The organism is Schaalia odontolytica, assembly GCF_005696695.1.
Lineage (GTDB): Bacteria > Actinomycetota > Actinomycetes > Actinomycetales > Actinomycetaceae > Pauljensenia > Pauljensenia odontolytica_C.
In genome coordinates, this window is sequence record NZ_CP040006.1 from 2,101,887 (window position 1) to 2,122,645 (window position 20,759).

General features: G+C 66.1%; 19 protein-coding genes. 5 read left to right on the forward strand and 14 right to left on the reverse strand.

Annotated elements, in window-relative coordinates:
- Positions 1-90 precede the first annotated feature (90 nt).
- The gene (locus tag FBF35_RS09360; RefSeq protein ID WP_060565868.1) at positions 91-369 is read left to right on the forward strand and encodes a DUF4235 domain-containing protein; all 279 of its coding nucleotides are present in this window, start codon (positions 91-93) and stop codon (positions 367-369) included.
- Between the two features lie 31 nt (positions 370-400).
- Here the strand turns inward: FBF35_RS09360 and FBF35_RS09365 are convergent, their stop codons facing one another.
- Complete coding sequence (locus tag FBF35_RS09365; protein ID WP_060565869.1) at positions 401-769, reverse strand: sterol carrier family protein; 369 nt, start codon at positions 767-769, stop codon at positions 401-403.
- 101 nt (positions 770-870) lie between these two features.
- Between FBF35_RS09365 and FBF35_RS09370 the strand changes: the two genes are divergently transcribed.
- Entirely contained in the window at positions 871-1,779 is a 909-nt protein-coding gene (locus FBF35_RS09370) for a hypothetical protein (protein WP_060565870.1), read from the forward strand.
- Between the two features lie 392 nt (positions 1,780-2,171).
- Here FBF35_RS09370 and FBF35_RS09375 read toward each other — a convergent pair whose 3' ends face one another.
- The 13 genes from FBF35_RS09375 to FBF35_RS09435 form a co-directional block, all read right to left on the reverse strand.
- Entirely contained in the window at positions 2,172-2,939 is a 768-nt protein-coding gene (locus FBF35_RS09375; RefSeq protein WP_060565871.1) for a CDP-alcohol phosphatidyltransferase family protein, read from the reverse strand.
- A gap of 1,693 nt (positions 2,940-4,632) precedes the next feature.
- On the reverse strand, positions 4,633-6,990 hold the full coding sequence (purL, locus tag FBF35_RS09380; protein WP_060565873.1) for a phosphoribosylformylglycinamidine synthase subunit PurL: 2,358 nt from the start codon (positions 6,988-6,990) through the stop codon (positions 4,633-4,635).
- A 69-nt stretch (positions 6,991-7,059) separates the two neighbouring features.
- Entirely contained in the window at positions 7,060-7,767 is a 708-nt protein-coding gene (gene purQ / locus FBF35_RS09385; protein WP_060565874.1) for a phosphoribosylformylglycinamidine synthase subunit PurQ, read from the reverse strand.
- Positions 7,764-8,045, reverse strand: coding sequence for a phosphoribosylformylglycinamidine synthase subunit PurS (locus FBF35_RS09390; RefSeq protein WP_009054370.1), 282 nt, complete (start codon positions 8,043-8,045; stop codon positions 7,764-7,766). The genes purQ and FBF35_RS09390 overlap by 4 nt, the downstream gene beginning before the upstream one ends.
- 64 nt (positions 8,046-8,109) lie before the next feature.
- Entirely contained in the window at positions 8,110-9,111 is a 1,002-nt protein-coding gene (locus tag FBF35_RS09395) for a phosphoribosylaminoimidazolesuccinocarboxamide synthase (protein WP_060565875.1), read from the reverse strand.
- Positions 9,112-9,129: 18 nt separating this feature from the next.
- Positions 9,130-10,464: a phosphoribosylamine--glycine ligase gene (purD, locus tag FBF35_RS09400; RefSeq protein ID WP_060565876.1), complete on the reverse strand. Its 1,335-nt coding sequence runs from the start codon at positions 10,462-10,464 to the stop codon at positions 9,130-9,132.
- A gap of 92 nt (positions 10,465-10,556) precedes the next feature.
- Positions 10,557-11,591, reverse strand: coding sequence for a hypothetical protein (locus tag FBF35_RS09405; protein ID WP_060565877.1), 1,035 nt, complete (start codon positions 11,589-11,591; stop codon positions 10,557-10,559).
- Positions 11,581-12,615 carry a VWA domain-containing protein gene (locus FBF35_RS09410; protein WP_060565878.1) on the reverse strand — a complete coding sequence of 345 codons (1,035 nt, stop codon included), beginning with the start codon at positions 12,613-12,615 and terminating at the stop codon, positions 11,581-11,583. Before FBF35_RS09410 ends, FBF35_RS09405 begins: the two co-directional genes overlap by 11 nt.
- A gap of 1 nt (position 12,616) precedes the next feature.
- A complete protein-coding gene (locus FBF35_RS09415; protein WP_060565879.1) occupies positions 12,617-13,633 on the reverse strand; it encodes a vWA domain-containing protein in 1,017 nt (338 codons plus the stop codon).
- Positions 13,630-14,118, reverse strand: coding sequence for a hypothetical protein (locus FBF35_RS09420; protein WP_060565880.1), 489 nt, complete (start codon positions 14,116-14,118; stop codon positions 13,630-13,632). Before FBF35_RS09420 ends, FBF35_RS09415 begins: the two co-directional genes overlap by 4 nt.
- A complete protein-coding gene (locus tag FBF35_RS09425) occupies positions 14,108-15,001 on the reverse strand; it encodes a DUF58 domain-containing protein (protein ID WP_060565881.1) in 894 nt (297 codons plus the stop codon). The genes FBF35_RS09420 and FBF35_RS09425 overlap by 11 nt, the downstream gene beginning before the upstream one ends.
- Positions 15,002-15,040: 39 nt before the next feature.
- Positions 15,041-16,030 (reverse strand): AAA family ATPase, encoded by a 990-nt coding sequence (locus FBF35_RS09430; RefSeq protein WP_131726610.1) that lies wholly within the window; start codon positions 16,028-16,030, stop codon positions 15,041-15,043.
- A gap of 211 nt (positions 16,031-16,241) precedes the next feature.
- Positions 16,242-18,080 (reverse strand): phosphoenolpyruvate carboxykinase (GTP), encoded by a 1,839-nt coding sequence (locus FBF35_RS09435; protein ID WP_060565882.1) that lies wholly within the window; start codon positions 18,078-18,080, stop codon positions 16,242-16,244.
- Between the two features lie 371 nt (positions 18,081-18,451).
- On the opposite strand from FBF35_RS09435, the gene FBF35_RS09440 reads away from it, so the two are divergent.
- Genes FBF35_RS09440 through FBF35_RS09450 form a run of 3 tightly spaced genes read left to right on the forward strand, consistent with a single transcriptional unit; the run spans position 18,452 to position 20,589 of the window.
- Entirely contained in the window at positions 18,452-19,084 is a 633-nt protein-coding gene (locus FBF35_RS09440) for a DUF47 domain-containing protein (protein WP_060565883.1), read from the forward strand.
- A 3-nt stretch (positions 19,085-19,087) separates the two neighbouring features.
- Entirely contained in the window at positions 19,088-20,152 is a 1,065-nt protein-coding gene (locus tag FBF35_RS09445; RefSeq protein ID WP_060565884.1) for an inorganic phosphate transporter, read from the forward strand.
- Positions 20,152-20,589 carry a septum formation family protein gene (locus FBF35_RS09450; protein WP_060565885.1) on the forward strand — a complete coding sequence of 146 codons (438 nt, stop codon included), beginning with the start codon at positions 20,152-20,154 and terminating at the stop codon, positions 20,587-20,589. The genes FBF35_RS09445 and FBF35_RS09450 overlap by 1 nt, the downstream gene beginning before the upstream one ends.
- Positions 20,590-20,759: the final 170 nt, after the last annotated feature.

Below are 20,759 nucleotides of genomic sequence, written 5' to 3' on the forward strand. Positions count from 1 at the left end.
TGTGGGCCTCGCGCAAGAGCGCCGCGTGGGGCATCATGGAAGCGTGCGCACGCGCACAGGGACAATCACCCATCACGCCAGGAGGCACTCATGGATTCAGCCACCATCGAAAAGCTCGCCACGACCGCCGTCATCGCCGGAGCGGCCTTCGCCGCGACCAAAGTCTTCGAAGCCGGCTGGAAGGTCGCCACCGGCCGACCCGTCCCCGCCGAAGACGCCGACGACGTCACCCTGGCCTCCATCGTGCTTTTCGCCGCGACCTCCGCCGCCATCGCGGCCGTCGCCCAGCGCTACGCGTACAAGGGCTCCCAGAAGTGGCTTAGCCCTAAGCTCGAGGCCCGCTTCGGCGTGCCCCAGCTTCAGGCCTGAGCGCCGCCGGTCGGCGCCCCTCCCCTGCCGCTCACACGAGCGGCAGGAAGGGCCCCAGGTCCGTACGCTCCCCCGACGCGCTGACTCGGGAGTCGGCCACGGCCTCGTCCCACGTAAGGAGGCCGCATGCGAGCGACAGCCACGTGCGCGCGTCGGTCTCCACGACGGCGGGCGGAGTTCCGCGCCGATGCGTCGTGCCCGGCAGGATCTGCACGGCACCGGCGGGAGGCACGCGCACCTCGACCGCGCGGCCCGGATGCGAGATGCCGAGCTCCTCAAGGGTGAAGCGCACCGCGGTGAGCACGACCGCGCGCGCAGGCTCCTCACCGCGCTCCACGGCGCCGCGCCACGAACGCAGCGCCACCATCCCCTCACCGGGGTCAATCCGTCGTTTCGCCATGAGTCGATTCTACGCGGCGCTACCGTCTCTCCCCCGAGCGTGCATTCCGACCGCCTTGTCAGGCACAATGGATACATACAACTTCCGACGAGAGGCCACCCGTGACCGACACAGCTTCCCTCATTACGCTGCGTTCGATCCTCGACATCGAGATCGCACGCAGCTACCAGTGGGACGCGGCCACCATCATCCAGGTTTCCGGCGTCGACCGAGCCGGTGACCTCACGACCCGCATCGTCGAAAACCCCGGCGCCCTCGCCGACATCGCCGCCGAAGGATTTTCGCCCCACTCCGCCGCGGGACACGCACTCTCCCACGAACTCCACGACGCCATCCAACGCCGCGTGCGCCTGTGGATCGCCGAAATCCCCACCGATCAGCTCCCCCGCCTGCGCGAGGCCCTCGGCGACGACCTCGTCCACGAGGCCGGCACGCCCTCCGGCGGATACACTCCCATTGCTCTGTCCCCCCTCGAGCTGCTCGAGCGATGGGCGGCCGGCACCGACGAGCAACGCGAATTCATGCGCGTCGCCATGGCCGGACTCGACACGCTCACGACCTCGTCACACGCCACCCACGCCTCGCGCGCCGTCGGCGCCTCCATCATCGAACGCTCAGCGTTCCTCAGGCTGTGCCGCAACCCCAAGTTCATCGCCTACGTCGTCGTCCTCGTCTACTCGATGGCGCGAGCCCTGCCCGTCATGTACGTCCCCGACTTCCGGGGCGACTGGCGCGTCCTGTGGGCCATCGACATGATCACCGCCATCCCCTACACGTGGGGCCTCATCGAAATGGTCGCCGGGCAAAAGCTCTGGCACCGCGTCGTCGGCGCCATCACCGCCTCCGTGACCTTCCTGGCCCCCTACGTGTACTTCCTCATGTACGGGCGCGACGCTCCCCCCGGCGTATGGACCGCCATCGCGCTGATCTTCTTCGGCGGTATCTTCCTCGAAGTCTTCCGCTACCAGCGCGACCGCGCCGTCAAGAAGGGCCTCGCAGAGCAGCTGTAGGCGCGCTCCGATGCGGCTGCGTCCAGCTGGCGCTCCGGGTGCCGGCGGCCTCGGTCGCCCGCTGGGCCGGGCTGCGCCGTGGGCGGCGGCCCGCCCGCTCGCCGTCCGCGCTGCGAGCCTTCGGCTCGGCGCGTCGTCTCGAAGCCCGGCCAGGCCCCGCCACCGCCCACGGGCACCGCAGCCAGACCCTCCGGTCCCTCCGGCGCCCGTCACACCTGTGGGGCCAGCGTCCGCATACTGTATGTTCACAGCGCACCTTGCCCCGGCCTCGTTCCTCTGAGACTCGCCCGCCCTCACCTGACGTGACCGCGAATGTGTTTATCGGGCTCGCATAACGACGTCCCCCGAGCGCAATGCCCGGGGGACGTTCGTATTCGTTCGTGACGAGGAGGTTACTTGTCCTCGCCGGTCGCTGTGCGGATGAAGCCGGCGATCATGAACCAGCCGCCGCCAACCCAGAACAGGATCAGAGTCCACAGGGGCTGGACCGGGTACACGACCACCAGGTACGCGCACGCGACGATCCACGCGGCCGCACCGATGATGTTCGGGATCTGAAAACGCTTCACACGCGCCGGGTGCGTGTAGTGCAGCGGGACCAGCGTCATGATCGCCAGGAAGATCGTCGCCGCAATGTTCACCCAGGCGGGGGTTTGAAGCACGTACATGACGATCGCAACGCAGTTCCACGCCGCCGGGAAGCCCACGAAGTAGTTGTCGTTCGACTTCTCTCCGTCGTTCGCGTAGCAGAACACGGAAGAGACGATGATGACCACCATCATGATGACCGGGATGGGCTTGGGTCCAAACGGCAGATACATCGCCATGAAGAGCGCCGGCAGGAACGTCCACGTCAGGTAGTCAACGAGGTTGTCGACGACGCCGCCGTCGAACCAGGGAATGACCTGACGGACTCCGACCTTGCGGGCCAGCGTGCCGTCGACACCGTCAACAATCAGGGCAATGACGAACCACAGCCACATCATGGGGATGTTGTTATCGAGCATCGCGAACAGAGCGAGCGTCGCCCATGCGAGCCCGGAGATCGTGAACGCGTGCACCGCCCAGGCTGCGATCACGCGACCCAGGCTGGGTTTGCTGGCACTCTCTGACGAGGCCTGGGCCTGCTCAGTTGTAGTGGGGACATTTTGCTCAGGCACGGACGGCTCCTGTGATGGCGGATATTTTCCGCCCCTCAGTATGCCAAAGATGGGTGGGCTTTTGGTAGTACTTCGACCAAATGGCACGCGTTCGGAGCGTTCTCACAGAACACAGTGGACATTGTTCCTGTTGACCGTGGCATTGCTTCATGACACTTCGCACCGGTACTCGTTGGTGGCTGGAGTACCTGGGCCAATAAGCGGGGGCGTGCCCGCCAGCTCGCTTGCGTGCGCTCGGGTCGAGCAGGTGGCCGCCTGGGCCCTTTCATGCGCACGTTAACCCGACGGGTGGCGGCGCCCAGCTTCCACTAGGTGGGTTTAGCTTCGCATTGAAGGGTTAACACTGCCAGTAGATGGGCCCAGCTGCCATCACTGCCTGCATGACCGCCCCCACCGCGGCACAAGAAGTCCTCATGAGGCAGCTCAGTCACATGCACACCCGCGAATACGCACGCAGGCCCGATGACCTGCACGCGGGCCCGACACCTCGCACGCGGGCCCGATGACATGCACGTGGGCAACGTCGCCCACGTGCATGTCTAGTGGTTTACGTGCGTACTCTCCAGCGGCTCTTCCGTGAAAAAACTCGCCCAGCACGCACAAAAACGCTGAATTTGGGGTGTTGTGAGCGTGCAGGGCGAACTTTTTCGCACCCGAACCACACGAACATCGCCTATTGGCAAAAAATCACACCCAGACATGACGCACTACGCGGCCCAGTGCAACCCGTGGCACCACTGCTCAGGCATCCATCGGCAACCTTGAAACCAGCATTGCCTTTGCTAGCTCCTTTACGGGTACGCATGAAACCAGCGACACCTTTGCTCGCCCACAATGCCGCAAAAACACACATTTCGGGCGAGCAAAGGTGATGGCGGTTTCACCCACGCACGAAGACCGGGCCGCAAAGGTGACAGCGGTTTCAACCCAGCAACGTGTTGCACCAAAAAGGCCAGCAATGCACCAGGTAGCACACCATTGCACTAGCAACCAGGCAGTGCAATGCCCCCCTATCTAGTGCAATACTCTCAAGCAACAAGCTAAATCATGGAGCAGGGGATCCGCACCGAGATTCCGCATGCAATTCCACATCACCCCTCCGCAACATGACCCCATAATCCGCAGAATTCCAACGATCTGAATTCAATGTTTGAAATAGTCGTGGGGGAATTGCATGCGAAATTGGGTGTGGAATCAGCAGCGATAGACGCAAGCGCTGGACACGAGGCCTGCGGCGTGAAGGTGGGGCCTGGCTGCGTTGAGGAGAGCCTGGCCGGGCTTCGAGACGACGCGCCACACATCAGCGACCTAGCCCCACTGGTGTGGAGGGCGCCGGAGGTAGCTGCCGCGGTGCCGGTGGGCGGCGGCAGGGCCTGGCCGGGCTACGAGACGACGCGCCACACATCAGCGACCTAGCCCCACTGGTGTGGAGGGCGCCGGAGGGACCGGAGGGCACGGGCGGGCTTCGAGGCGCGGCGCCGAACGAAGTGAGGACGCCTAGCCTCGCGGGCGGCCGGGCCCTCCGGCGCCCGGAACACCCGTGGGGCCACAAGCAACACCGGCACACACAGCGGCCGGGCCCGAAGGTTGAGCAGCGGACGCCCGGACCGCCAGCGGCACCACAAGCAACACAGCACAGGGGCGCGGGCCCGCAGGCCCGCGCCCCTAGACGCTACGACTCAGACGCGAACGCTCAGAAGTACTTGCGTCCGGTCTCGCTCAGCTCACGCAGCTCGTCAATCGAGGCGATCCAGCCGCAGCCCTCGCCTTCGGCGGCGAGCAGGTCCACGCCGCTGATCGCGAGCATGTCGCCGCCCGTGGTGCCGATGCGCACGGCGTCCACGCCCTCGGCCTCGGCGGCCGCGAACACGGCCTTGACGGCCGCCTCGGGCACCGCGACGAAGGCGCGGGCCTGGGACTCGGACAGGAGCATCTCGTGGTCGCCGACGCAGTCGCGGCGGGCGGCCCCGGCCACGTCGAAGACGCCGCCGATGCCGAAGCGCAGCGCGGAGTCCACGAGGGACTGCACGAGGCCGCCGTTCGACAGGTCGTGTGCGGCGCGCACGAGGGGTCGGCCGTCGGGTCCATCGGCGGCGCTCAGCGCACGCACGACGTTACCGAGGGCAACCTCGGCCTTCAGGTCAACCTCGGGCGGCAGGCCACCCAGGTGCGAGCGGGCAATGCGCGCCCACGCGGACCCGTCGAACTCCTCGCGGGTGGTGCCCAGGAGGATGACGGCGAGGCCCTCTTCGGTGAAGCCGGAGGGGTTGGCGCGCGTGACGTCGGGGAGGATGCCGAGCATGCCGATGACGGGCGTCGGGTTGATCGACGAGTTCGGCAGGCCCTTCTCGGTGCCAGACAAGTTGTACAGCGACACATTGCCGCCGGTCACGGGGATCTCGAGCTCGATGCAGCCGTCCGCGAGCGCGGTCATGGCGGTCACCAGCTGCCACATGGCATCCGTGTCTTCGGGGTTGCCGAAGTTCAGGCAGTCCGTGATGGCGACGGGCTCGGCGCCGACGACGGCGACGTTGCGGTAGGACTCGGCGAGGGCCTGGCGGGCGCCCGCTGCCGGGTCGAGCTTGGTGTACCAGCCGTTGGCGTCGGTCGACAGAGCGACGCCGAGGCCGCTTTCCTCGTCGATACGGATGACGCCCGCATCGTCGGGCTGGGCGAGGGCGGTGTTGCCCTGCACGTAGCGGTCGTACTGGTCGGTGACCCACGCCTTGGAGGCCTGGTTAACGTCGGAGAGCACGGCACGCACGTCGGCGATCAGTTCCTCGCGCGTGGCGGGACGCGCCAGATCCTCGGAGGTGGCGGCCTGCAGCTCGTCCTGCCACGCGGGGCGCGCGTAGGGGCGGTCGTAGACGGGGCCCTCGTGGGCGACGGTCTTCGGGTCGACGTCGACGATGCGGTGACCGTGGTGGTCGATCGTGAGGCGACCGTCGCCGGTCAGGTGGCCGATGACCGCTGCCTCGACGTCCCACTTGTCGATGATCTCGAAGAAGCGTTCGCGATCCTCGGGGGTCACGATCGCCATCATGCGTTCCTGGGACTCGCTCATGAGGATCTCGCCCGCGGTGAGCGTGGGGTCGCGCAGGAGCACGTTCTCGAGGTCGACGTGCATGCCGGAGTCGCCGTTGGAGGCCAGCTCGGAGGTCGCGCACGAGATGCCCGCGGCGCCGAGGTCCTGGATGCCCTGGACGACGTCGGCCTCGAACAGGTCGAGGCAGCACTCGATGAGGACCTTCTCCATGAAGGGGTCGCCCACCTGGACGGAGGGGCGCTTGGCGGGCATGCCGTCTTCGAAGGTTTCGGAGGCGAGGATGGAGGCGCCGCCGATGCCGTCGCCGCCGGTGCGCGCGCCGAAGAGGACGACGAGGTTGCCTTCACCGGTCGCGTTGGCCAGGTGGATGTCGTCGTGGCGCAGCTTGCCGATGCACAGCGCGTTGACGAGGGGGTTGCCCTGGTAGGAGGGGTCAAACTCGGTTTCGCCGCCGATGTTGGGCAGGCCCAGGCAGTTGCCGTAGCCGCCGACGCCGGAGACGACGCCGTGGACGACGCGCGCCGTGTCGGGGTGGTCGACGGCGCCGAAGCGCAGCTGGTCCATGACGGCGATCGGGCGGGCGCCCATGGAGATGATGTCGCGGACGATGCCGCCCACGCCGGTGGCCGCACCCTGGTAGGGCTCGACGAAGGACGGGTGGTTGTGGGACTCGACCTTGAAGGTGACGGCCCAGCCGCCGCCAATGTCGACGACGCCGGCGTTCTGGCCCATGCCGACGAGGAGGTTCTTCCTCATGGCGTCGGTCGTGCGCGCGCCGAACTGCTCGGCAAGGTGCTTCTTGGAGGACTTGTAGGAGCAGTGCTCGGACCACATGACGGAGTACATGGCGAGCTCAGCGTTGGTGGGTCGGCGCCCGAGGATGTCGCAGATGCGCTGGTATTCGTCCTCTTTGAGGCCGAGTTCCTTCCAGGGCATGTCCTGGCCGGGGGTCGCGGCGGCGTTCTCGACGGTGTCGGGCAGCTCGCGGGTGTTTTCGGAGGTCATTCGTGTTTCCATTCGAAAGGTCTGGGACGAGGCCGGGGCTCCCTCACGGGTGAGGGCGCGGTGGCGTCGTCAGCCGACGAGGGATGCGAGGACGGAACGGAAGATGCCCAGGCCGTCGGTGCCGCCGTGGTGGCTGGCGCCGTCGGGGCCGAGGGAGAGCGGGCCGAAGCCGGCTTCGGTCGCGTGCTCGGGGTGGGGCATGAGGCCGACGACGTTTCCCGCGGCGTTGGTGACGCCCGCGATGTCATTGGCGGAGCCGTTGGGGTTGAAGTCGACGTAGCGGAACACGACGCGGCCTTCACCCTCGAGTCGTTCGAGCTCGGCGGGGGACGCCTGGAAGTTGCCTTCGCCGTTCTTGAGGGGGACGGTGATGGTGTCGCCGACGCTGTAGGTGCGCGTCCACGCGGTGTCCGCGTTTTCGATGCGCAACACCTGGTCGCGGCACAGGAACTTCTGATGGTCGTTGCGGATGAGCGCGCCGGGCAGCAGGTGCGACTCGCACAGGACCTGGAAGCCGTTGCAGATGCCCAGGACGGGCAGGCCTCGTCCGGCTTCGCGCACGATTTCGCTCATGACGGGAGCGGTCGCGGCGATAGCGCCGCAGCGCAGGTAGTCGCCGTAGGAGAAGCCGCCGGGGATGACGACCGCGTCGACGCCGTGCAGGTCGGCATCCTTGTGCCACAGGGACACGGCCTGCGCACCGGCGATTTCAACCGCGCGGGCGGCGTCGCGGTCGTCGAGGGTGCCGGGGAAGGTGACGACTCCGACGCGGGTCACTGCACGCCTCCCGCGTAACGGGCGTCGGCCTCGTCGATGGCCTCGACGCGCACAACGTCCTCGATGATCGGGTTGGACAGGACCTCTTCGGCGGCCTTGCGGGCCTGGTCCAGGAGCTCGTCGGTGACGGGACCGTCCACGCTCAGGTGGAAGCACTTACCCTGGCGCACGGCCTCAAAGCTCGTGATTCCGAGCCTGGGTAGCGCCGAACCGACAGCCTTACCTTGGGGATCCAGGATTTCCGGCTTCGGCATCACTTCCACGATGATTCGCCCCACGGCGTTCCTCCTTGTGTTGTTGGTGAGGATCCCGCCGTGCATCTTGCCCGGCGGGCAAGTCTGTTTACAGGATGGGGTCCGACCCGGTGAGTCGGCGGTATGCCTCGACGTAGCGCGCGGCGGTCGCGGCGGCCACGGATTCGGGCAGCGCGGGCGGGTTGGCGCCCGAGGAGCGGTCCCAGCCGGACTGCTCGGAGACCAGCCAGTCGCGCACGTACTGCTTATCGAAGCTGGGCGCGACCTGGCCTTCCACCCACTGGTCGGCGGGCCAGAATCGCGAGGAGTCCGGCGTGAGGATCTCATCCGCGAGCACGAGCGCGCCCGTGGTCACGTCGATGCCGAACTCAAACTTGGTGTCCGCGATGATGATGCCGCGCTCGGCGGCGATGTCGCGGGCGGCCCGGTACAGGGCGATCGACAGGTCGCGGATCGCGACCGCGAGCTCCTCGCCGATGCGCCCGACGGTCTGCTCGAAGGTGATGTTCTCGTCGTGCTCGCCCAGCTCGGCCTTCGCGGCGGGCGTGAAGATCGGCTCCTCGAGGCGCGAGGCCTCGGTGAGGCCCTCGGGCAGCTTGATGCCGCACACGGATCCAGACTCGCGGTACTCGGCCAGGCCTGAGCCGGTCAGGTAGCCGCGCACGACGCACTCGATGGGGATCATGTGCAGGCTGCGGCACACGACCGCGCGCCCATCAACCTCGGCGGGCACCGTGAAGCGCGTGGGCTGGGCGCCCTCCAGGGCGCGCGAGGCCTCGGCCGGAGCCTTCGTGCCGACGGCCAGCAGGTGGTTTTCCACGAGGGGACGAAGCTGTCCCATCCACCAGATGGCGAGCTGGTTGAGGACCGCGCCCTTGCCGGGGATCAGCGTGGGCAACACGTAGTCGTAGGCGCTGATGCGGTCCGAGGTCACCATGAGGAGCGCCTCCGGTCCCGCCTTCGCGTGGCGCGGGCGCCCCGCCGGGGTAGCGCTCTGCGGCGCGGGGCCGACCACGGCCTCGTCGGGAGCGTAGATGTCGCGAACCTTGCCCGCGCTCAGCGGGGTCCAGCCGTGGAGGGTGGCGGTCATGATGCTCCTCAGGGGTTCTCAGTCAAGGGTGACGACCAGGTCGGCGGGCCACGTCGCGATGTCGCTGCGGTGGTGCTCCCCGTCGAAGTGGATGAGGTCGACGCCGCGATAGGCGAGCGCCCGGGCCTCGTCGAGCGTTGCCGCGCGGGCGACGACGTCGAGGACTCGGCCGCCGGAGTTCACCAGCGCGTAGGTCGGCTCGAAGCCGCAGCATCCCGCCGCGACATCGGTCGGGTCGTCGGTGATCTCCTCGGAGGTGCCGGCGTGGATAACGTGGACGCCGTCGAGCTCCTCGGCCGCTTCGATACCCGTGATCTCATGTCCGGTATCCGTGGGGCCCGGGTAGCCGCCCGAGGCCATGACGACCGTGACGGCCGCGTCCTCGCTCCACACGGGGGCGGGGACCTTGGCGAGAGTGCCGGTCGCGGCCGCGTACAGGATGGGGGCCAGCGGGGAGTCGAGGCGCTCGAGGACCGCCTGGGTCTCCGGGTCGCCGAAACGCACGTTGAACTCGACAACGCAGATGCCCTTCGAGGTCATCGCGAGGCCGCAGTACAGGAGGCCGCGGAAGGGGGTGCCGCGACGCGCCATCTCGGTGATGACGGGCTGGGCCACCTCATCGACGATGCGCTGCGTGGCCTCTTCGGGGAGCCACGGCAGGGGGCTGTAGGCGCCCATGCCGCCCGTGTTCGGACCCTCGTTGCCGTCACCCACGCGCTTGAAGTCCTGCGCGGGCTGCAGCGGCACGACGGTGGCACCGTCGGCGAAGCAGAAGAGGGAGACCTCGGGGCCGTCGAGGTAGTCCTCGATGACGACCGCTCCCCCGTCGCGCGACAGGCAGGCGCGCGCATGCTCCGAGGCCTGGGCGCGGTCGGTGGTCACGACGACGCCCTTGCCGGCGGCAAGCGCGTCATCCTTCACGACGTAGGGGGCACCCAGATCGTCGAACGCGGCCTCGACCTCGTCCATCGTGGTGCACGTGAAGGCGCGAGCCGTGGCCACGCCGGCATCGGCCATGACCTGCTTCGCGAAAGACTTGGAGGCCTCGAGACGCGCCGCGTCCTTCGTCGGGCCAAAAACGGGGATTCCGTAATCCAGGACCGCATCCGCGACGCCCGCAACGAGCGGGGCCTCGGGGCCGACGACCACGAGGTCGACGTTCTCGGACGTGGCGCGACGGACGACGTCCTTCGGATCCAGGGGATCCATGGTCAGGGAGCGTCCCAGCTGCTCCAGCGCGGGGTTACCCGCCTGGACGACAAGATCCACAGGATGCTCGGGGGTGGACGTTCGTACAAGCGCACGGGCGATCGCGTGTTCGCGACCCCCGTTACCAACGAGAAGAACCTTCACGATTTAAGCCTATCGGTGTTTGGTAGCCTTCCGGGCCACCGTGGTGTTTTATGGGTGCACGTCACAGCGAAAGTGAGACGGGCTTGCGACCCTCACCAGGCGCCGTTCGGGTTGCCGCTGCGGCGGTCATCCCTCTTATCGCGCTGGTCCTTGTTGCGCTGATCGTTCTTGTGCTGCAGCTCCTCACGGCGCTGCTTCTCTCCCGGGGTCTCGCCCTCGTAGGGGTTTTGCGTGGGGCTCGGGCTGGGACTCGGGTTCGTCTGCTGATCCTTCGCCCCCTTGTCCTGCTGGTCCTTCTGCTGGTCCTGCTGCTGATCCTTCTGCTGGTCGCCCTGCTCCTGGGACTGCTCCTCAGCCTTCTGCTTCTTATCCTCGACGCGTTCCTTGTTCTGGTCGGCGGGGTTATCGGACTGGTTGCCAGACTGCTGCTGGTCGCCGGACTGGTTCTGGTTACTCGACTGGTCCTTGTTGTCGGACTGGTTCTGGTCGTCAGACTGGTTCTGGTCGGACTGGTTCTGGCTGGAGTTGGAGGCGGTCTGACAGGGGGCGACAGTCTCTTCGGCTTCCTGGTAGGTAGTCGCGGCGTTTCCGTAGGCGCCGGCGGCAGCCTGCGCGTCACCCTGAATCTCGATGCCGATCGCAAGGTTGACGCGAACGCGGCATTCGTAGGAGAAGGGCTCGAGTCGGCCAGGCTGGACCTCGGTGGCCTTGGGGACAAGGTCGAAGGCGGTACGCAGCTCCGTCACGCCCTCGTCGGTCTGTCCCTGACGCACGAGAGTGGTGCCGCGGTTGTAGTGCGCGACCCAGCGCTCGATGCCAATCTTCGTCCACGCCATCTGGCCTTCGTAGCCCGCCTGGGCGATGTCATATTCCTGCGCCTTCCAGTGGCTCAGGGATGAGCGCGACCAGAGCGAGAGGCCGATCAGGTACGCGGCGACGCTCAGCACGATGACAAGGATCGGGATGGAGTACCACAGGGGGCGCAGCGCACGGGGGTTGCGCTGGATCTTCTGCTTACCCGACGAGGCCTTGGTGAGCTTCGCACGAACGGACGCATCGACGGGATCGACCTGGGGCGCACCAAAGGGGAGGAGGTCTGCTTCGGGCTGCGAGTTTTCAGATGGCATGGGAGTTCCTCAACTGTTGGGCGCGCAGCGCCAGCGTGGCACCCTCCCACGCGAGGAGAGCCCCAAGAAGGAGTGCGAAAGGCCAGATGATGTAGCGATACGTGTCTTTCAGGTTGCGCGACTCAGCCATCGTCGTCGCCTTGTCGAGGACGGAACGAGCATGCGATTCGATCGCCGACTTGTCGGGCGAATGCACGTAGTCGACGCCCACGCGTGAGGCGACATCCTTCAGGGCGGCCTCGTCGATCTTCGAAATGGCGATCGGGTTGTCGGGCTTCGAGGAGTCGTGGATGTACTCGGGTTCACCACCGCTCTGGGAGCCGCTGTTACCCAGGCGCAGCACCTTCATGGGGCCGCCTTCCTCGGTGCCGTAGCCGAGGACAAGGCCTCCGTCGATGTACTCCTTGACGGCATCCCAGTCGCTGGCGTTGCCGGAGGGGGCGCTGGTCCAGTGGTCCTGGTTGGAGGTCTCGCCGTCGGAGAAGACGAAGAGCGCGCGCACGTTCTGGGGGTGGCGTTCCTTGTTCTTCTTCAGGAGCTTGGCAAGGTCTTGGGCGGGTCGGTTCACCGACGATCCCTGGGAGGAACTGGAGAGCTCGCGATCAAAGGAATCCATGTACGAGATGACCGCGGAAGCGTCGGAGGTCAGCGGCAGGTCGGTGTGGCCCCTCGAGTCCCAGGACATGATGGAGAAGCGCGAGCCGGTGAGGATGTTCATCATGATCGAGATGTCGTTGCGCACACCGTCGATGCGGGGCTTGCTGCCGTCCCAGTCCTCGGCGGCCATGGAGCCGGTGCGGTCGATGACGAAGTAGACCTCGAGGGTCGAGGTCACTTCCTGTGCCTCGCCGGGGATCGACGGGCCCGCGCCCATGATGATGACTGTGACGACGATGAGGAAGCGACGCAGAACGTCCATGACGTGGCGGCGGGTGGCGCGCTTGGCCGACAGGAACACGAAGAGCGCGCCGAGCACGGCAATGATGCCCAGGAGGGCCAGGTGAAAGACGGGGCGAAAAATCATGTCAGAGCCTCCCGAACGCCAGCAGACCGAGCAGGGACACGACGCCGATCAGTGTCCACCCCAGGGCGGCGCCGGGGCGGTCCGTCTCCATCATCTTTCCAGCGGAGTCGAGTTCTTCTTTCTGTTCGGCCTCGATCTGCTTCACCACACTATCCACAGCCGACGGGGACGAGGCATCGTAGAAGTCGCCTCCGGTCTTACGGACCTCGTCGCGCAGCTGTAGGCCCTGGTAGGTCAGGCTGATATCCGATCCCGGGTACAGGGCCGTGACCGTCACGCCCTGGCTCTTCGCGAATTCGATCGCCTCGCTCAGGTCGTAGACGCCCTCGCCGTACACCTCGTTGTCTGTGGCCAGCAGGATGGTGCGGGAACGCTGCTTGTCGTTATGGTCGAAGCCCATGATGCACGAGGCCAGACCGTCGCCGACGAGCGAGGAGACTTGCTGGTCCTCGTCCAAGACGGGCTCCAGGTACTCGAAGAGTTCCCTTGTGCCAGACACCTTTCCACCAATTTGGATGAGGCCGGTGTCGATCGTGTCCGACATGTCCTGGAGGACGTCGGTGGCCATGTCGTAGTCATCAGTGAGCGGGAACATCGTCATCGAGTAGGCGTCCCACAGCTGCAGCGAGATCCTCTCACCCTCGAAGTGGGAGATGATTTGCCGGAAGGCCTCGCCGATCTTCGAATCGTAGGGCAGCATCGATCCAGACGAGTCCAGGCACAGGACGATGTCGCGGCTCGCGGACTTGTCATGCTTGACGTAGCGGTCAACGGGCGCGCCCGCCGACACGGAGGTCGCGATGACGGCGATCAGGAAGCAGACGAAGGCCATGGCCAGCGAGGCGCGCGTGCGACGCACGAGCGCCTGGTACTTCGGCAGGCCGCGCAGGTAGCCAGTGTTGGCAACCCAGCCCTTCTTGCCCGAACGCACGCCGGCGCGACGCGCGAGCAGCCACCCGACGACCGTCGCGATTGCGACGACCGCCAGGACGACGGGGATCAACCACCAGAACCTCATACGTTCACCGCCTCCACGGCCATGGTCAAGACGTTGGTGACGGCCTCGTGAGAAGGCTGTCCCTGCGGGATCTCATCGCCCGAGAAACTGGGGACTTCGCAGGCCTGCAGGATGTTGGCCAGGCCCGGCCACACGGGAACGAGCTCGCGCACCTCGGACACGGTCGCGACCTCGAGGTCTCGGCCCGTTCGCTCGGTGCCCAGGGCACGCATGAGGCCCGCGAGCGCCAGGTGAACGCCGCGCGCATCCAGGTCACCGTCGGCGTAGCGGTCAGCAATCTGATCGATGTAGGTGAGGTACTTCTTACGGCGAGCATCCGTGATCGTCTGAAGTTCCATGACCTCGCCGATACGCGACGTCCACCAGCGCCAGATGCTGTAGACAATCCACCCGAGGACGGCCACGACGAGTACCGTCCCCAGGATCCACATCCAGTTCGGGTAGAGTGCGGGATCGTTCAGGCCATTGGTGAGATCACCGGACATGTGCTCCCCTTTCGAGGGCTCGCATGAGTGCGCGCGGGACGTCCTGACTGGAGCCCACGTCCACGCGGATCACCCCACGTTTATCGAGCATTTGGGCGACCGCGTGTCGGCGCATCGCCACGAGATTGGCGGCTTCCCCGGCCAGCTGCGAGTCGCGCAGCAGGAAGTCCGGGAGGGGCCCTTCGGTCACGTCGACCACGTTCGTCCCCTCCTCAAGGGAGGTCGGGTCGATGTCCTCGACGCTCACGAGGATGACCTGGTGGCGCACGGACAGGGACTTGATGAGGTCATCGGACAGGCGCGTCGGCTCCGGCTGGGTTGCGTCTGTGACGATGACGATGAGGCTGCGGCGTCGGGTCACCGTCCGCGCACGCGCCAAGAGCTTGGGCACATCCGAGTGCGGGGAGGACAGCGTGATGTCCTCCTCGATGCGACGCATGATGGTTTCAGCGTGGGCATTTCCGGATCGGGCCGGCATGAAGCGCACGCGCTCGGCGTCACCGGCGACGAGGCCGATCTGGTCGCCGCGCGCGACGCTCAGCCATGCGATCGCCTCGCATGCGGCGAGGGCGACCTCTTCCTTCGTCTCACCCGACGGGGCGAGAGCACCCATTTCGCGGCCCGTGTCGACGACGAGCATAACCTGCAGGTTCGCCGTGGCCTCGTGCCTCTTGATGACCGGCGAACCGGTGCGAGCCGTCGCCGCCCAGTCGATTTCGCGCACGTCGTCGCCCGGCTGATAGGGAGCCAGGTCCATGAACTCCCAGCCGCGTCCCTGCCGCAGCGCGGAGTGCTGTCCATCCATGATGGACAGCAGCTTGCGCATAACGGGCAGCTGGATGCGCGTGGAGAGCGCGTGGATTTCGCGCGAGCGTACAGGCATTGCGTTCCTCGAGGGCGTCGGCGGCGGGCGGGAGAATCGTTACGGCACGGGCACCGCGTTGAACACGGCGTCGATCAGGCCCTCGATGGAGACGTTGTCCGCCAGTGCGTCAAAGGTACGGATGATGCGGTGGCGCAGGATGCCGTAGCGCATTTCCTTGATGTCGTCGGGCATGACGTGGTTTCGTCCCGCCATGAGGGCGATCGCCTGCGCGATCTGCATGAGGGCGATACCACCACGGGGCGAGGCGCCCACGCGCACGTGCTTGTTCCAGCCCGGCAGCGGGTTCGGGCCGGCGCCGCGGGTGGTGTTGACGATGTCGACGATGTAGGCCTTGAGGGTATCGTGCACGAACACGCGTCGGCGCGCTTCCTGCAGGGTGCGCACGTCGTCAAGGGTGATGGGCGCGACCGAGGCCTGCGAGCTCATCTGGCCGGAGTCGATGCGGGTGAGAACCTCGAGCTCCTCGACGGGCGTCGGGTAGGTGATGACCTCCTTGAGGAGGAATCGGTCCATCTGCGCCTCGGGCAGCACGTAGGTGCCCTCTTCTTCGATGGGGTTCTGGGTGGCCATGACCATGAAGGGGCTGGGCAGCTTGTGGTTGACGCCGCCGATCGTCGTCTGACGTTCCTGCATGGCCTCGAGCATGGCGGACTGGGTCTTCGCCGAAGAACGGTTGATCTCGTCGAGGAGGACCATGTTGGCGTGGACGGGGCCCAGCTGGGTGACCATCTCGCCGCGCTCCTGGTTCCAGATCTGGGAGCCGACGATGTCATTGGGCATCAGGTCGGGCGTGCACTGGATACGGTGGAAGGTTCCGGACACCGCGGACGCGAGGGTCTGCGCGGCCGTCGTCTTCGCCAGGCCGGGCACGGATTCAACCAGGACGTGGCCGCCGGCGAGGAGCGAGGCGGTGAGCGCGCGGCGCAGACCTTCCTGACCCACGACGGTGTGCTGGTAGATGGTGGTCATGCGATCGAGCAGGCTCTTCGCGTGGGCCAGCTCGTCGTTCGTCAAGTAGTTGGGCACGGGCTCTCCTTGCGTGCGCGGTCGGATGCTGTTCCAGTGTAGCCCCTCCCGCTCCTCGTTGACACAACCCGGTCAGTTTTCGCTTCCTCATCGACGAGGCTGGGGCTGACTGCCGCTCGGTATCTTTCCTCTGCGTTTCAGCACCCCCACGGGGAGAAAAAGGGGCGAGCCCCGGAGTTTCCTCCGGGGCTCGCCCTCAGGTCCGCGTTGATCAGGCCTGCTTCGCGGCGGCGATGCGCGCGCGGAACTTGGCCAGCTGCTCGGTGATGGCGGCGGGAACCTTGTCGCCGAACTGCGAGAAGTATTCCTCGGTGTCGTCCATCTCAGCGGCCCAAGCGTCGGGGTCGATCGCGAAGAGCTTCGCCCAAACGGCCTCGTCGATGTCCAGACCGTCGAGGTTGAAGTCCTCGAACTTCGGGTAGCGGCCGGTCACGCCATCGATGGCCTCGACCTCGCCGGCGGCGCGGCGAACGATCCAGTCCAGGACGCGGGCGTTGTCGCCGTAGCCGGGCCACATGAAGTTGCCCTCTTCGTCCTTACGGAACCAGTTGACCTGGTAGACGTGCGGGAACTTCTCGCCCAGCTTGTCCTGCATCTCCAGCCAGTGGCCCCAGTAGTCGGCCATGTTGTAGCCGCAGAAGGGCAGCATGGCGAAGGGGTCGTGGCGCAGCGAGCCGGCCTTGACGTCGGTCGCAGCAGCGGTGACCTCGGAGGCCACGGAGGCGCCGATGAACACGCCGTGGGCGGGCTCGTACTGCTCGGCAACCAGCGGGACGTTGGTGGCGCGGCGGCCACCGAAGAGGATGGCGTCAATGGCGACACCCTCGGGGGCTTCCCAGTCGGGGCAGATGATGGGGCACTGCGAGGCGGGGACGGTGAAGCGGCTGTTCGGGTGAGCAGCCTTCTCGCCGGACTCGGGGGTCCAGTCGTTGCCGTGCCAGTCGATCAGGTGCGAGGGAACCTCGCCGTCGATGCCTTCCCACCACACGTCGCCGTCGTCGGTCAGGGCGACGTTCGTGAAGATGGAGTTGGCCTTGGCGGTCTCCATGGCCATGGGGTTGGTCTTGTAGGAGGTGCCGGGGGCAACGCCGAAGAAGCCAGCCTCGGGGTTGATGGCGCGCAGGCGGCCATCCTCACCGGGACGCATCCACGCGATGTCGTCGCCGACGGTCTCGACCTTGTAGCCGGGGATCGTGGGCTGGAGCATGGCGAGGTTGGTCTTGCCACAGGCCGACGGGAAGGCGGCGGTGACGTGGAACTGCTGGCCGGTGGTCTCGCGGGTCAGGCGCAGGACGAGCATGTGCTCGGCCATCCAGCCGTCGCGGCGGGCCATCGTCGAGGCGATACGCAGGGCGAAGCACTTCTTGCCGAGCAGGGCGTTGCCGCCGTAGCCCGAACCGAAGGACCAGATCTCGTTGGTCTCGGGGAAGTGGGTGATGTACTTCTCGTCGTTGCAGGGCCAGGTGGAGTCTTCCTGACCGGGCTCGAGGGGAGCGCCGACCGAGTGAACGGCGGGAACCCACACGCGGCCCTCGTTGATGAGGTCCATGGCAGCAGCACCCATGCGGGTCATGATGCGCATGTTGACAACGACGTAGGGGGAGTCGGTGATCTCAACACCGAGCTGGGAGATGGGGCCGCCCAGGGGGCCCATGGAGAAGGGCACCACGTACATGGTGCGGCCCTTCATGGCACCCGTGAACTTCTCGCGCAGGGTGGCCTTCATTTCCTTGGGGTCGGCCCAGTGGTTCGTCGGGCCAGCGTCCTCTTCCTTCTCACAGCAGATGAAGGTACGGGACTCAACACGCGCAACGTCGGACGGCTTGGAGCGAGCCAGGAACGAGTTGGGGCGCTTCTCCTCGTTGAGCTTGGTGAACATGCCGCTCTCGACCATCTGAGAGGTCAGGCGATCCCACTCCTCCTGGGAGCCGTCGGAGAACTCGATGGCGTCAGGCGTGGTCAGCTCAGCAATTTCAGCAACCCACTTGATGACATCTTCGGGAGCGTTCGCCGGAGCGGCTGCACGCACGTCCTGTTCGGTCACGGACATTTTGCCTCCTGAGGCATTTCGGATTGTCGAGGCCGCAGTTGCGTCCTCGATTGACAGAATCAATCATGCCGGACCCCTCACCCGCGCTTGCGGGAGCTTGGTCCCGGTCACACCTCAATCGTAGTCGAACAAGTCACACACCGCCCGACTGATAGGGACCTTCAACCCACCCACAAGGGCCTTTATGAACGCCCCACCCCGCCCCGACCTCGTGAATGCGACGGAAGTCGTCCAATCACCCACCACCGTGAGATAGAACACCCAATATGGGGTCACAATTCCATCTCTGAACTTGAAGTCTCACCACCCCATGACCGACGATTACACGTAGCACAACAGTGCTGTTCACCATTGGAAGGACCGAATACACCATGGGACTCCGTTCTAAGACCCAAGGCCCTGACTTTTTTGAAGATCTGACTTCTCAGGCCCGCCAGCTCGTGCAGGCCGTCGAGTTCCTCTCGCACATCTACGCCGCCTCCCCCGAAGAGCGCATCGCCCTGCGCGATCAGCTCCACGAGGTTGAGCACCGCGGTGACGAGCTGAACCACGCGATCGTTCAGCGCATCAACTCCTCGTTCATCACGCCTTTCGACCGCGAGGATCTGCAGTCGCTGGCGTCGCACCTGGACGACTGCCTCGACTTCATCGATGAGGCCGGCGACCTCCTGGTCGTCTACGGCATCGCCGACATCCCCACTTCCCTGGTCTCCCTGCTCAACGAGCAGATCGCGGTCATCGAGCACTGCGCGGCGCTGACCGCCGAGAACATGCCCAAGCTCAAGTCGCCCGTGGACATGCGCGACTACTGGATCGAAGTCAACCGCCTCGAGAACGAGGGCGACCTGGCCTACCGCCGCACCCTGACGGCCCTCTTCGACTCGGGCCTCGACCCGGTCACGATCATCAAGCTCAAGGACATCGTCCAGGGCCTCGAGTCCTGCGCCGACGCGTTCGAGGAGCTGGCCAACGTCATCGAGTCCCTCGCACTGAAGGAATCCTGAGCCGTGGATCTGAATCTGATCCTCGTCTGCGTCGTCATCGCCGTCGCGCTGTTCTTCAGCTACACCAACGGCTTCCACGACGCGGCGAACGCGATCGCGACCTCCGTGTCGACGCGCGCGTGGACTCCTCGCGCGGCGCTCCTCATGGCCGCAACGATGAACGTCATCGGCGCCATGATGGGCACGGCCGTCGCCAAGACGGTCGGTAAAGGCATCATTTCGATCAGCGACTACGCAGAGTCTCCCCTCCCGGAGATGCAGCAAAAAGGCCTGGTCATCATCCTGGCGGCCCTGCTGGGCGCCTGCATCTGGAACCTGATCACCTGGTGGTTCGGACTCCCCTCGTCCTCCTCGCACGCCCTGATCGGCGGCATGGTGGGCGCGGGCCTCATGAGCGGCACGGTCGTGTACTGGTGGGGCATCATGAGCCACGTCGTGATCCCCATGTTCGCCTCCCCCATCATCGGTTTCGTCATCGGCTACATCGCCATGAAGATCGTACTGTGGGCACTGCGCAAGGCACAGTATCACCGCACGATGCGCCGCTTCCGCGCCGCGCAGCGCTTCTCGTCGGCGGCTATGGCCCTGGGCCACGGCATCCAGGACGCGCAGAAGACGATGGGCATCATCGTCATGGCGCTGCTGGCTGGCGGTTACGGCGAGACCCACAACATCCTCGATCCCATCACGGGCGAGATGAACGTGCCGCTGTGGGTCAAGGTGTCGGGCGCTCTGGCGATTTCGCTGGGCACGATGGCCGGCGGCGGACGCATCATGCGTACGATCGGCCGTAAGATCATCGACCTGGATCCGGCTCGCGGCTTCACGGCCGAGGCCGTGTCTGCCTCGATCCTGTACCTGTGCTCCTACGTCATTCACGCCCCCATCTCGACGACGCAGGTCGTGTCGACGGCGATCATGGGTGTGGGTTGCACGAAGCGTTTCTCGGCGGTTCGCTGGGGCGTCGCGGGCAACATCGTCATCGCGTGGTTCCTCACCCTGCCGGCCGCCGCCCTGGTGTCGGGCATCGTGTACCTCCTCGTGGCGCTGCCTCTGGGAGTTCACTGATGCGTGGTCGTCTCGTCGTGACGGCTGCGGTCGCCGTTCTTGCCGCCGCCCCGCTCGCGGCATGCTCGGATTCGTCCGTCATGCACATGCGGGTCGGGCAGTGCATCCTCCTGCCGGAGGATAAGAGCGCGACCACGGCGACGACGATCGATAAGACCAGCTGCACGCGCGAGCACGACGCTGAGGTCTTCGCCTTGGCGTCCGCGCCGGACGGTGATTTCCCGGGCGCCGAGGCGCTCAACCGGCAGGCCGAGACCGAGTGCATTTCCGCGTTCGACGCGTACGTGGGGTCGGATTACCTGACCTCGTCTCTCGACGCGACGTGGATGATCCCGACGAAGGATTCGTGGGCGCAAAACGATCGATCGATCGTGTGCCTGGCGCGTCCGCTGGATCATTCGAAGCTCACCTCGTCGGTGAAGGAGTCGGGCCTGTAGGGTCCGTCGAGCCTCCGAACGTCATCGGGTGGTGTGTGGCCTGGGGCCACGCACCACCCGATACTTTTGCGTTCTATCTACTGCGAATGCGACCGATGCGGATCACGCTTTGTCGAAGGCTGTTCTTCCACACAGCTGCCTCGCGGATCGAGTGGAGGCGGTTCGGCTTG

What these genes read in the sequence shown, in the direction of transcription:
- FBF35_RS09360 (WP_060565868.1), top strand. Translation starts at nt 91, where the DNA reads ATGGATTCAGCCACCATCGAAAAGCTCGCCACGACCGCCGTCATCGCC.
- FBF35_RS09365 (WP_060565869.1), bottom strand. Translation starts at nt 769, where the DNA reads ATGGCGAAACGACGGATTGACCCCGGTGAGGGGATGGTGGCGCTGCGT.
- purL (WP_060565873.1), bottom strand. Translation starts at nt 6,990, where the DNA reads ATGACCTCCGAAAACACCCGCGAGCTGCCCGACACCGTCGAGAACGCC.
- FBF35_RS09395 (WP_060565875.1), bottom strand. Translation starts at nt 9,111, where the DNA reads ATGACCGCCACCCTCCACGGCTGGACCCCGCTGAGCGCGGGCAAGGTT.
- FBF35_RS09405 (WP_060565877.1), bottom strand. Translation starts at nt 11,591, where the DNA reads ATGCCATCTGAAAACTCGCAGCCCGAAGCAGACCTCCTCCCCTTTGGT.
- FBF35_RS09410 (WP_060565878.1), bottom strand. Translation starts at nt 12,615, where the DNA reads ATGATTTTTCGCCCCGTCTTTCACCTGGCCCTCCTGGGCATCATTGCC.
- FBF35_RS09415 (WP_060565879.1), bottom strand. Translation starts at nt 13,633, where the DNA reads ATGAGGTTCTGGTGGTTGATCCCCGTCGTCCTGGCGGTCGTCGCAATC.
- FBF35_RS09420 (WP_060565880.1), bottom strand. Translation starts at nt 14,118, where the DNA reads ATGTCCGGTGATCTCACCAATGGCCTGAACGATCCCGCACTCTACCCG.
- FBF35_RS09425 (WP_060565881.1), bottom strand. Translation starts at nt 15,001, where the DNA reads ATGCCTGTACGCTCGCGCGAAATCCACGCGCTCTCCACGCGCATCCAG.
- FBF35_RS09435 (WP_060565882.1), bottom strand. Translation starts at nt 18,080, where the DNA reads ATGTCCGTGACCGAACAGGACGTGCGTGCAGCCGCTCCGGCGAACGCT.
- FBF35_RS09440 (WP_060565883.1), top strand. Translation starts at nt 18,452, where the DNA reads ATGGGACTCCGTTCTAAGACCCAAGGCCCTGACTTTTTTGAAGATCTG.
- FBF35_RS09450 (WP_060565885.1), top strand. Translation starts at nt 20,152, where the DNA reads ATGCGTGGTCGTCTCGTCGTGACGGCTGCGGTCGCCGTTCTTGCCGCC.